This is a genomic window from Dyadobacter sp. (assembly GCF_051859145.1).
Taxonomy (GTDB): Bacteria; Bacteroidota; Bacteroidia; order Cytophagales; family Spirosomataceae; genus Dyadobacter.
In genome coordinates this window covers 1-10,975 of the sequence record NZ_JBHYGF010000102.1, presented here as the reverse complement: position 1 = coordinate 10,975, position 10,975 = coordinate 1, and the positions used below count along the sequence as shown (strand labels likewise).

Below are 10,975 nucleotides of genomic sequence, written 5' to 3'. Positions count from 1 at the left end.
CAAGCAAAATTGGCTCACTCCATTTATTCTCGCCTTTTCTCAGTCTGGCACCCATGATCTTCACATCGTCAGAAGTACGCTCCCCGCTACCCTGGAACCAAGTCGAAAGGAAATCGCCGTTAGGCAAGCTCACGATACTGCTCCCGTGAACATGTTGCGACTGGTGCGGGAATATCAACATTTGTTTTACAATTGCGCTTTCCTGCGCAAGCACCGAAATACAGAGAAAAAGGGTGAGGTTAAGAGTCAGTAGTAGTTTTTTCATAATGCGGCTATTTTGAAATCATTCCGAGGTACCTCCCCATCCAGTAAGGCAGCAGCCAGAACACAGGTTCGCGCTCTACCTGCGGGTTTCCTCCTGCTGCTGTCCAGGGGTTTTTGTCCCAGCGAACAGTCATTCTGATGCTCGCCGGCTGCAAAACGCTTACCTGCTCATCTTCAAGTACGGGTGAACGCACAATGCGTATATCTTCCCTTGTTCGATGATCGATCGGCCAGTCGACAAGATCAAGCGGAGTATCTTTCAAAAAATCAACCGAGTTCTGTAACTCGGCTTTTTGATCGAGCGTGTAGTTGTAAATGAAGTTGATTAAAGGATTGTGGTCGCCCTTCCGTTGTGTAAACCATTCTTCCAAATGCGCTTTGTAAAATTTCAGACGCGCAGGATCGGTTTCGCAACGGATCAGAATCGGGTAGAGGTATGCCTGCAGTATTACATCAAAATAGATGAACCAGGCCGGATTTTGCCTTGTTATCTGCGCCATATTGTCCAGATAATGCTCCTTTTCAATCAGCCGCATATACTCCCGCTGGTATTTCTCCTGGCCCGTCATGAAGTGTGCGAGCTTGATAAATGCGAGTACTTCCATGGAATTCTGGTTGCGGTCGGGTAGCCACTCCGGGTTCCGGTTCAGGTCGTCGGGCGACCATACCGACCAGCGTGTATGTGTTCCGTCGACGTCCACCAGGTTCAGGTTATGCGCCATTAAGTAATCCACCAGCTTAGCTACGTGCGCGGCAATGCGTTTTTTCTCTGCATGGTCAGCCGCCAGCATGTAATAGAAGTAGTAGCCGAACATATGCCCGCACATTTCGTCGCTGCTGGTATCTCCCTTCCAGAGCCACTTTCCGTCTTTCGACAAATGCCAGCGTGTTTCCACAGGCTTGAAACGCGGCTCTTTTACGAGTTCGTCCGCCTTTTCCCGCTCCGTGAATGTGCGGTTTTCGTCGTGCATGTGCTTCCAGTCAGAAGGGATTATAGTTCTTGCGAAGAAGCCGCTGGTGCCGGTAACTTCCTGCAACAGCGTCAAAAAGCCAAATGCTTTTCTTGCATTGTTTTTGGCTTCGGGATCTTTCGTGGCGGCATATCTGAAACTTTCCATGGCCAGGTAGTTGCCCGTGTATTCGCCATCATTATCGTCATCTTCCGGCTCCCACGAAGTAGTGTCTCCTGGTATTTTCAAGTGCGCCTGCCCTGCGATCCAGGGTGTGCGGATGTGTCTTTTCCCAAGTACATCACTGAAAAATGCACTTTTCTGACCAAGCGTCATTTTCGTTTTCATGATCGCACTTACTCCTTTTGGTGTGGCGATCCAGGCATTTCCGTTTTTGTCAAAGGCAATATCATTGACCTGATCGTCGAGCAGCCACCTTCTTGAAAAGAGCAGTGATCTGGTTCCATCCGGGCGAAAGCGGGTTACTCCTTTTTGGGTGCCTACCCACGTGGAGCTGTCGGGAGCGAGCCGCACCGTTGTTACATAGGTTGAAGGAATTCCGTCTTCAACGGTCAGTTGCGACTGTTTTTTGTCCGCATCCCGGATAGTCACACCACCCAGACCAGCGACCCAGAGTTTTTGCTCTTTATCAAATGCCAAACCTTTCGTATAGCCGCTGATAAGGTCAGTAGTTTGGTAAAAATGTTGGAGCTCTTTTTCATTCCAATGGTATAAGCCCACATCAGTAGCAATCCAGAGCCCGTTTTTTCTATCTGATATCACATCCCTGACAGACCGGGCGAGCCTGCTTTTCTCACTTACAAACCCTGACCCTTTATTTATCCAAAAACCTTTTGGCCCGAGCACATACAAACCGTGAATTGTTGCACAGATCGCCGAAATAGGTCCATTTGGTCCCTCGACTTTCGAAACGGTACCGTTTTCATACTTGTAAAGCCCATTCCATGTTCCAAGCCAGACAGTTGACGCGGTATCTTCTGCAATGGCGTAGGCCGGGCCGTCGTTTTCACCGGATATTACTTTCAACCATTCAGGTTTCCCATTTTGCTTTAAGTAAACCCCAGCCGCAGTCGCAGCCCATAGATTAGAATGCTGATCCACTAAAATGCGCCTTACTTCATTGGCAGATAGATTGGTGCCTATCACAAATGCTTCATGACGCTCCTGCCAGAAAGGCTTGTCTTCATAAAAAGCATTTGGCTGTACCGGATCAGCCTGCTTTTTACACGAAAAACAGCATTGCAAAACGAGCAGCAGGAATGGAGTAAAGCAAAATTTAAAAACTTTCAGGTTCATGCCTCCGCGTAGTTGACACTTTCCTGGAACAGTAGCCCAATTAGTTTTTTGTACTGGGAAAAATCCGGTATCAGCAGCTGCGCGCCCGCTTTGACCAGTCTGGGGCGTTTGGCCGGATTATGCCCGAAACGCTGGACTTCATTACTGGTGATACCTACCGCAATTCCCCCGGCCCGCCGGCCTTCCCGGATTTCGTCAGGACCGTCGCCAAAAACGGCCAGCTCGTTACCTTGCAATCCATTCTCCTGGATGATTTTTTCGATGATCATCTTTTTGGAAAATTTGGTGTAGTCCCGCAATGCACCGTAAATGCCGCCATCGAACAAATGCGCATAGCCCAGCATTTCAGCTTCGTGTTTTACATCCGCTGCGTCGGTACCACTCGCGAGGTACAATGTTACGCCGCGCGCTTTAAGCTCCTGCAGAAATGCGACCGCACCTTTCATGGTATAATCGTCGGTGCCTAGCTCTCCTTTCACAAGCTTGTCCATTCGCTTGCTCACCATTTCCATCAGTCCGTTATTGTAAAGCTCCTTGTATTGAAACTTGTCCAGGATCTCATTTTCCGGAACATAACCAAACTCGCGCACCAGCTTGACCAAACCTTCCATTTGGTAAATGGTTTGTATACCTGTGGTTTTATGGATAAACTGTTTGACTTCCCCGGTAACTTTCTGGAAAGTACCTGCATCAATGGTATCGTAATGATCGCCCAGGATCGCTTTCATCATCACTGGTTCCATAATCTCTTCCCAGCCCTGCCGTAGCGAGCTGATCGTACCGTCATGATCAAACACGGCATAACGAATGTGTCCCATTTGTTCCAGCACACCGGGAGCGCACAGCTCGAAGTCAGTTTCAGGCACGTAAGTAGCACTCCGCTCGTTTTCTGCGAGGTCTGCATTATATATGTAATCGGGATCTTTGCTGATGTGCAGGATTTCTTCGGGACTTGCAGTTCCTGTTGTAAATAGCTTTTGCACAGTCACCGCAGCAGCAAAATTTCCGAACTGTGCAGCTTCATCAGGAGCAATTCCGGCGGCTACGCAAAGTGTAATTGCGCTGATCGCCGTGTCGCCTGCACCCACAGTATCGAGCTTGTTTTTGAGCTGTAAACCGAGTACTTCGTGATAACCGTTTGGGTCAAATGCAATAATCCCCCGCTCGCCGCAGGTTACAAAAACAGGCTCTTGAGAGCGCTCAAATATTTGTGTTCCGTAGTGAAGCACATCACTGACAGGAATGTGTTCGTCTGGTCCAGGCTGCAAACCCGCTAGTGAAGCGATTTCGCGGTCATTCGCTTTTAGGTAAGTATTGGAAAACCGGTCATTGAAATGCCGCGAGTCGAGCATGACAATCTTATTATTATATTTTGCAAAAAGCGCGTTTGCGGCCGTGATGAAATCTTCATTATTAATGCTGCCGGTTACCTGCTGGTTGAAGATCAATGCATCGCATTCCTGTAATGCAGTTTCCAGCGCGCCGAGGATTTTCTGATCAATCTCTGCACTTCTTTGGTTGAATACCCCAAAATCAATGCGCGGCTGCTCTTTCCCTTCAACAATGCGTTTGAGGTAGCAATAAGTTGTGAAATTCTCCTCCTGAATAAACAGCGAGCTTGTGTCTGCGCGAAGCTGCTGCAACTGGGCGGTCAGCTCTCGTCCCTGCATATCGTGCCCTACTGCGCCGATTACCCTGATTTCGGCCGGGTTCAATGCAGAAAGATTGGCTACTACATTGCCTGCACCGCCGGGTGTGTAATAATGTGTTGCAACAGCCTCGGTCCACAATCCCGTTTCAATGGAGATTTCCGAGCCGGATTTATCCATTACCCAATACGAATCCAGACAGAAGTCGCCGTAGACAGCGATTTTCACTCCTTTTATTTTGTCAAGAATGGTTGCAATGCGATTCTCGTTCATGCGGTGTCAGCTGATGCGGTTCGAAATCGGTTTCTGTTGTCGGCTATTATACTCTTCATAACTGATCGCGGGCTATCCCGGGTCGCGCTCATTTATTGCCGCCTTAAATAATTGTTACAAATAATGTGACCGAATTGCGGAATGTGCGTCTAAATAGGCGCAGAACTGCCCGGGTAAATGGAAAATCGGCAGAATTGTAAACCCAGTACTATGTATTTATAATCAAACTGTTAAATAAAATGGCTTTGCGCAAAATGAAGATATTTTTACGCAGTTTGCGATTTGCATTTCAAAACAGTGATGTAGCTTTATCAAACATTTGCAGGACACCACTCGAAAGAAAACACTACTGAGACTTTTAGCGACAGAACAATCAGCTGAGCAGTACGCGTTTCAACCAACAAAATTTTACAAAACAGTACTGGTGCAATTTAAAGGCTGGTATAAATTGATTAGGCTTATAAGTTGATTAATTGTGATTTTGTGAAGATTACTTATTCGGATTAACCCTTTTTCTATATACAATAACTCTGAACTACCGTGGCCTATCCTGACGAAAACACCCTGCGCAAAGTAACCGAAGGCGATGAAGCTGCTTTTGCCGAATTGTACAACCATTTCAAATCTCCCGCGCTGAGATTCACCGCCTCTTTGCTCAAAGATGAGGAAGAAGCTGAAAATATGGTTCAGGATGTATTTATCAAGATCTGGGTCAAGCGCGCGCATATCAAGCCGGACTATAATTTCAACTCCTATCTCTTTACCTGTTTGCGGAATATGGCTTTTGACCATTTCAAGAAAGTGGAGAAAAGCGAGCAGCTGCGCAGGAATTACATGGAGGCGATCAGAGCAGCAGGTGAAGAAGAAAAAGAGGAGAACGAAAGAAGGCTCAACCTCGTACAGGCGGCTGTTGACTCGCTTTCTGTAAAGAGAAAGCAAATACTTAAACTCAACATTGAAGAAGGGAAATCTTATCAGGAGATTGCCGAATTTCTGCGGATATCAAAAAATACGGTGAAGAATCAATTGGTTAAAGCAAAGCAGATATTGCGCGACAAGGTTGATTTTGCCACAGTTTAAAACATACTGCATTCCTAAATCCAACAAAAAACCAGAAACTGTGCAGGTTTCTGGTTTTTTGTTTAGCTAAGAGGCGGTTATTTCAACGCACTCAGTTCAGCAAGTCCGATCAAGCTTAAAGCTTCTTTGAGCTGGTCGATCGTTAAGTTATTTCCCTCAACGTTTACTACAAAGCGATCGGCAACAAGGATATTGATTTCTCCTGATTTGCTTTGGGTATCGTACTTTTCAAATGCCTTGTAACCTTCCAGCGCGGTGGTTTTTTCGTAGCCAGTGGCGGTTTCTTTATCAATATCTGCCATTGCCCAGGTTGCAAGCGCCACGGTAGACACGCCGGCAATGCCGCCGGTATCTACGATTTCTACGTCAAGGCTTGCATCGCCGTCTTTGTACGAAGCCTGCGCAGTTGATACGGTAAAGCCCATTGCTCCTGACTTTTCGCCGCTGGATTCAATGCGTTTGAGGCCAAGCAGTTTGCCGGGAAGTAAGTCTTTGAGCTTTCTGAAATCAACAGGATCCACAGTTTTGCCATTTCCGATTGCCTTCGCTTTGTCGGTGAGCGCCTGTAATGCGCCCGACGCGGTTCCAGCACTGTCAGCTTCATCCGTAGCATTATCTTTTCCCTTGCACCCAACCAAAATCAGGGAGGCGGAGAGAAGCAGCGCGAAGATCGGGTGCGTTTTCATCCTGCATTATCGGTTGTGCCTTACCGGAATGTGCTGACTGCCTTCCCCCTGTTGAAGCGGATCCTTGCGGGACTGAACAATGAAGTAAATGCCCAGCAATACCGCAGGAATGCTCAGTATCTGTCCCATGTTCAGCGCGTAATTGTTTTCGAATGCTTCCTGGTTTTCTTTCAAAAATTCATGCAGGAAACGCAGGGTGAATACCCACACCAGGAAAACGCCCACCATCAAGCCCCTCGGCGTAGCAGCCTTGTATTTGTTCCAGATCCAGCAGAGCACAAACACAAGTATGAAGCAGGAAATGGATTCGTATAACTGGGCCGGGTGGCGGGGTATCTGCCGGAATTCGGTGTTATGTAGAAAAACGAAACCCCAGGGAAGATCAGTCGGCTTGCCAACGATCTCGGAGTTCATGAGGTTACCAAAGCGAATGAATGCACCACCCAGTGCAACGGTGATGATAATGCGGTCTATAACATAAAAGAAGGTCTGCCCGGTACCTCTGCGCGAACGTGCATAAAGCCACAATCCGATAATCACGCCAATTGCAGCACCGTGGCTGGCCAACCCGGAGTAGGGAGGTATAATCACTTCGAGCGGATTTCTGAAAAGGGTTTCGGGCTCATAAAAAAGGAAATGCCCGACACGCGCACCTATTACAATCGACAACACCATAATCAGCGTAAGCGAATCGATATCTTCCAGAGAGCGGCCTTCTTTTTTAAAAATGTAAATGACAATCTGCTGGCCGATCAGGAAACCGAGGGCGAAAAGCAAGCCGTACCAGCGAACAGGGAAGGGGCCGAGTCCGAATACTTCTGGTATGGTAAATATTTCGGGACTTGCATCCCAAAGAATGTACGAAATCATGCTAAAGGGTGTTATTTTTCAAAGATAGTATTTTGAGACAAGAAGATAAATGAAATTTTTACTCATAGGATTGGTCCGGATTTACCAGGGAGTATTGTCACCTTACCTGCCTAATTCATGCCGCTACACGCCCACTTGCTCTCAGTATATGATTGAGGCTGTGCAGAAACACGGGGCGATAAAAGGTGGCTGGCTGGGTCTGAAACGCTTTTCCAGATGTCATCCATGGGGTGGCCACGGTCACGATCCCGTACCCTGATCAGCCGATCGCTACTTTCCTTAGAATGGAATCAATAATGGTCATGGTCTTCACACCATCAGCCTCAGCTTCGTAGTTGAGCAGGATCCGGTGGTTCATAATGTCGGGAGCGAGTTCTTTGATATCCTCCGGCAAAACGTAGTCCCGCCCTTCCAGGTAAGCCAGTGCCTTGGCTGCGCGGTTCAGGTAAATGGTAGCCCGGGGCGATACACCAAATTGAATGTACCTGGCCTCATCGCGCAAACCATAATCCAGCGGGCGCCGCGTTGCAAACACCAGCTCGATAATGTACCGCTCCAATGTATCTGAAATGTTCACCTTGTTGACATTGTCACGGATCGCGAAGATATCTTCTTTGTTTAAAATCGGCCGGATCTGATAGTCGTAGTTGATGTCCGACATCCGACGCATTACTTCCAGCTCTTTGGCCTTGTCAAGGTAATCGACGTACACTTTCATCATAAAACGGTCGATCTGCGCCTCGGGTAGGGGATAGGTACCTTCCTGTTCTACAGGGTTTTGGGTAGCGAGTACGACAAAGGGTCTGTCGAGCAGGTAAGTTTGTTCGCCGATTGTCACCTGCTTTTCCTGCATTGCTTCCAGTAACGCAGACTGCACTTTGGCCGGGGAGCGGTTTACTTCGTCGGCAAGGATCAGGTTGGAAAATATCGGGCCTTTTTTGACTTCGTAATCACCAATTTTCGGCTTATAAATCATCGTACCGATCAAATCGGCAGGGAGCAGGTCGGGCGTAAACTGGATCCTTTTGAATTCGAGGTGGAGTACTTTCGCCATGACATTGATGGTCAAAGTTTTGGCGAGACCCGGAACACCTTCCAGCAAAATATGTCCTCCTGTGAAGAGACCGATCAGCAGCCGGTTCAGCAGCTTATCCTGCCCCACCACTACCTTTCCCATCTCGTCCAGTACTTCCTTAATTTTTTCTATATACATTATCTACGTTGGTGCCTGCCCCCGCCCCTGAAGGGGTGATGAGCATTGTAAATTAAAAATCCCTCTTAGGGGGTAGGGGGCCTATTCCCAGATCGCACGTACAAACCGGTCTTTTCCATTGATATCGCGCAGGATTTCAACATTCCGGTAGTTTCTTTCTTCAAATACCTGTTTGGTTTCGGTACCAAAATGCTCATTGATTTCTACGTAGCATTTGCCGGCCCGTTTCAGGTAATGTGTTCCAAAATCTGCTATTGCCTTGTAAAACAGCAAGGGGTCGCTGTCCTCTACAAACAAAGCTTCGTGGGGTTCGAAGCGAAGTACATTGGGGCGCATGTGCTCCTGCTCGGAGTAGGTTACATAGGGCGGGTTACTTACAATGCAGTCAAACTGAGGGATATCTCCTGACAATGGAAGTGTCATATTCAGCATATCCTGCTTAGCGAATTTTACATCCGCAATCAGCTGCCGCGCATTTTCCTTTGCCACTTCAAGCGCCTCGTCGGACACATCCCAGGCGTGTACGGATACGTGCGGCAGGAAGCGAGCCAGCACAATGGCGATACAGCCGCTGCCCGTTCCGATATCGAGAATAGAAATGTCTTTATCCGGCTCCGCATAGTCGCGGGTCACCATTCTTACGAGTTCCTCAGTCTCCGGACGCGGGATCAGCACCGACGATGAAACCTGGAATTCCAGTCCGCAAAACTCAGTAGAGCCGATAATGTGTTGCACCGGCTCATTGTTGTTCAACCGGGTAATAATATCCTCCCAGTCCGGTTGTGCGGCATTTTGAGGGATCGGGCGATCCACCAGTACATCAATATTGCGAAGGCGCATATAATGCTCTAACAGCATGAATGTAATTGCCTGGGCTTCTTTTTCAGGATATACGGTGATCTTTTTTACGATATATAAATATAGCTGGCGTGCCGAAGTCATTTCAGATGGTTTTAATAGCAATGTCGGAAAGTTAGCAAATAATAGGAACTCGCGAAAACTGTGTTTACACTCACCTTTGTATTTTTGCCCGATGAATACGGATATTAAATGGATGCAGCGGGCATTGCAGCTGGCAGAATACGGGCGGGGGAATGTGAGTCCTAACCCGATGGTAGGCTGTGTGATTGTACATGAAAACCTGATTATCGGCGAAGGCTGGCACCGGCAGTACGGCGGCCCGCACGCCGAAGTGCGTGCCATTGAAGATGCGGACAGGAAGGAAAATGCACATTTACTAGCTGAATCAACCGCTTATGTAACCCTGGAACCCTGCTCGCACACGGGCAAAACGCCACCCTGCGCGGACTTGCTGATCGCCAGAAAGCTGAGAAAAGTGGTGGTTTGCAACCTCGACCCAAACCCATTGGTTTCAGGAAGAGGGATAGCAAAGTTGCTCGCGGCAGGCATTGCGGTTGAAACAGGTATCCTGGAAGAAGAAGGATTGCAGCTGAACCGGCGCTTTTTCACCGCTATGAAGCAGCAGCGGCCTTATGTGATCCTTAAATGGGCGGAAACTGCTGATGGTTTTATTGGTAAAAAAGGCGGACAGCCCGTTCCGATCAGTGGCGCATTGTCTAATATGCGTGTTCACAAATGGCGGGCAGAAGAAGATGCGATTCTGGTAGGTTTTAAAACTGCACTGGCGGATAATCCGAAGCTGAATGTCAGACATTGGGAAGGTAGAAATCCCGTCAGGATAGTGCTGGACCGCTATTTACAGCTGCCGGAAACAAACCATTTGTTTGACAATACCCAGACTACGATTGTGGTCAATTTTTTGGAAGAAACGTTGGTACCTGCCGATCCGGAAAGATATTCGGACATTCACCAGGTTGCTTACCTCAAAGTGGATCCCGACCGTGAGCAAATCGGCCAGCTGCTGGAAGGTTTGTTTAAACGGAAAATACATTCCGTTTTTGTGGAAGGCGGAACTACGGTGATCAATGCATTTTTACAGTCCGGATTTTGGGATGAGATCAGAAGATGCCAGGGAGCTGTCCGGATCGGGGAGGGGGTTGCCGCGCCGACTGTCAAAGGCATTTTGACCAAAACCGAAAAAGTAGAAGCTGATCTCTGGACTTTTTATTCAAATCATTAAACGCTCCACAGGTTTTCCTCGGTTGTCCAGATTTCCCAGGATTTCTCAGCCTGTAATTGCAGCATTTTTAATCCATTCTGAGTTACAGCACCTTTTTCAGCGCCTTTTTTCAGGAACAACGTTTCGGCCGGGTTGTATACCAGATCGTACAAGAAATGCTTTTTCGTAATCCATTGATAAGGCAGATCCGGGCACTCTTCTGTGTTCGGGAAAGTACCGAGCGGGGTTGTATTGATGATCAGTAAATGTGTGTTCAGGATCTCTTCGGTTAAATCCTGGTAAAGAATGGATTCATTATCTTTTTGTCTCGAAACAAGCTGAAATTCTACGTGCAGGTCCTGTAATGCGACCATCACAGCTTTGGCCGCGCCGCCGTTTCCCAGCACAAGCGCTTTGAAATTGCTGCACGTTTCTCCCCGCCGGTCGAGCCACTCTACAAGCGACTGGCGAAAGCCATAGTAGTCTGTATTGAAACCCTTTGTACTTCCGTCTGCATAAATTTTGATGGTATTCACCGCACCAATGCGCTCAGCAGAAGCATCGTCGAGATCATCCATGTAAGCGATCACATC

The 10,975-nt window shown here is 47.9% G+C and carries 10 protein-coding genes and 1 pseudogene; 3 read left to right on the top strand and 8 right to left on the bottom strand.

Annotated features, from left to right (window positions below; genetic code table 11):
- The 3 genes and pseudogenes from ACTIE6_RS07600 to ACTIE6_RS07590 form a co-directional block, all read right to left on the bottom strand.
- Nucleotides 1-265, bottom strand: a pseudogene (locus ACTIE6_RS07600) (exo-alpha-sialidase); the annotation flags it as partial.
- Nucleotides 266-272: 7 nt separating this feature from the next.
- A complete protein-coding gene (locus ACTIE6_RS07595; RefSeq protein WP_439556065.1) occupies nucleotides 273-2,531 on the bottom strand; it encodes a ligand-binding sensor domain-containing protein in 2,259 nt (752 codons plus the stop codon).
- Nucleotides 2,528-4,453: a PfkB family carbohydrate kinase gene (locus ACTIE6_RS07590; RefSeq protein WP_439556064.1), complete on the bottom strand. Its 1,926-nt coding sequence runs from the start codon at nucleotides 4,451-4,453 to the stop codon at nucleotides 2,528-2,530. Before ACTIE6_RS07590 ends, ACTIE6_RS07595 begins: the two co-directional genes overlap by 4 nt.
- A gap of 540 nt (nucleotides 4,454-4,993) precedes the next feature.
- Here ACTIE6_RS07590 and ACTIE6_RS07585 point away from each other — a divergent pair.
- A complete protein-coding gene (locus ACTIE6_RS07585) occupies nucleotides 4,994-5,533 on the top strand; it encodes an RNA polymerase sigma factor (RefSeq protein WP_056279994.1) in 540 nt (179 codons plus the stop codon).
- A 77-nt stretch (nucleotides 5,534-5,610) separates the two neighbouring features.
- Here the strand turns inward: ACTIE6_RS07585 and ACTIE6_RS07580 are convergent, their stop codons facing one another.
- Nucleotides 5,611-6,219: a hypothetical protein gene (locus ACTIE6_RS07580; protein ID WP_439556063.1), complete on the bottom strand. Its 609-nt coding sequence runs from the start codon at nucleotides 6,217-6,219 to the stop codon at nucleotides 5,611-5,613.
- A gap of 6 nt (nucleotides 6,220-6,225) precedes the next feature.
- Nucleotides 6,226-7,089 carry a prolipoprotein diacylglyceryl transferase gene (lgt, locus tag ACTIE6_RS07575; protein ID WP_439556062.1) on the bottom strand — a complete coding sequence of 288 codons (864 nt, stop codon included), beginning with the start codon at nucleotides 7,087-7,089 and terminating at the stop codon, nucleotides 6,226-6,228.
- Between the two features lie 49 nt (nucleotides 7,090-7,138).
- On the opposite strand from lgt, the gene yidD reads away from it, so the two are divergent.
- Nucleotides 7,139-7,348 (top strand): membrane protein insertion efficiency factor YidD, encoded by a 210-nt coding sequence (gene yidD, locus ACTIE6_RS07570; RefSeq protein ID WP_439556061.1) that lies wholly within the window; start codon nucleotides 7,139-7,141, stop codon nucleotides 7,346-7,348.
- On the opposite strand, the gene ACTIE6_RS07565 is transcribed toward yidD, so the two are convergent.
- Together ACTIE6_RS07565 and prmC are read right to left on the bottom strand one after the other, a co-directional pair.
- The gene (locus ACTIE6_RS07565; RefSeq protein ID WP_439556060.1) at nucleotides 7,349-8,302 is read right to left on the bottom strand and encodes an AAA family ATPase; all 954 of its coding nucleotides are present in this window, start codon (nucleotides 8,300-8,302) and stop codon (nucleotides 7,349-7,351) included. It lies immediately after the preceding gene.
- Nucleotides 8,303-8,383: 81 nt separating this feature from the next.
- Complete coding sequence (gene prmC, locus ACTIE6_RS07560; RefSeq protein ID WP_439556059.1) at nucleotides 8,384-9,244, bottom strand: peptide chain release factor N(5)-glutamine methyltransferase; 861 nt, start codon at nucleotides 9,242-9,244, stop codon at nucleotides 8,384-8,386.
- Nucleotides 9,245-9,335: 91 nt separating this feature from the next.
- Between prmC and ribD the strand changes: the two genes are divergently transcribed.
- Complete coding sequence (gene ribD / locus ACTIE6_RS07555) at nucleotides 9,336-10,403, top strand: bifunctional diaminohydroxyphosphoribosylaminopyrimidine deaminase/5-amino-6-(5-phosphoribosylamino)uracil reductase RibD (RefSeq protein ID WP_439556058.1); 1,068 nt, start codon at nucleotides 9,336-9,338, stop codon at nucleotides 10,401-10,403.
- Here the strand turns inward: ribD and ACTIE6_RS07550 are convergent.
- Nucleotides 10,400-10,975 (bottom strand): shikimate dehydrogenase family protein (locus tag ACTIE6_RS07550; RefSeq protein WP_439556057.1); only part of this gene is annotated, 576 nt, incomplete at its 5' end. The genes ribD and ACTIE6_RS07550 overlap by 4 nt on opposite strands.

What these genes read in the sequence shown, in the direction of transcription:
- ribD (WP_439556058.1), top strand. Translation starts at nt 9,336, where the DNA reads ATGAATACGGATATTAAATGGATGCAGCGGGCATTGCAGCTGGCAGAA.
- prmC (WP_439556059.1), bottom strand. Translation starts at nt 9,244, where the DNA reads ATGACTTCGGCACGCCAGCTATATTTATATATCGTAAAAAAGATCACC.
- ACTIE6_RS07590 (WP_439556064.1), bottom strand. Translation starts at nt 4,453, where the DNA reads ATGAACGAGAATCGCATTGCAACCATTCTTGACAAAATAAAAGGAGTG.
- ACTIE6_RS07580 (WP_439556063.1), bottom strand. Translation starts at nt 6,219, where the DNA reads ATGAAAACGCACCCGATCTTCGCGCTGCTTCTCTCCGCCTCCCTGATT.
- ACTIE6_RS07565 (WP_439556060.1), bottom strand. Translation starts at nt 8,302, where the DNA reads ATGTATATAGAAAAAATTAAGGAAGTACTGGACGAGATGGGAAAGGTA.
- ACTIE6_RS07595 (WP_439556065.1), bottom strand. Translation starts at nt 2,531, where the DNA reads ATGAACCTGAAAGTTTTTAAATTTTGCTTTACTCCATTCCTGCTGCTC.
- yidD (WP_439556061.1), top strand. Translation starts at nt 7,139, where the DNA reads ATGAAATTTTTACTCATAGGATTGGTCCGGATTTACCAGGGAGTATTG.
- lgt (WP_439556062.1), bottom strand. Translation starts at nt 7,089, where the DNA reads ATGATTTCGTACATTCTTTGGGATGCAAGTCCCGAAATATTTACCATA.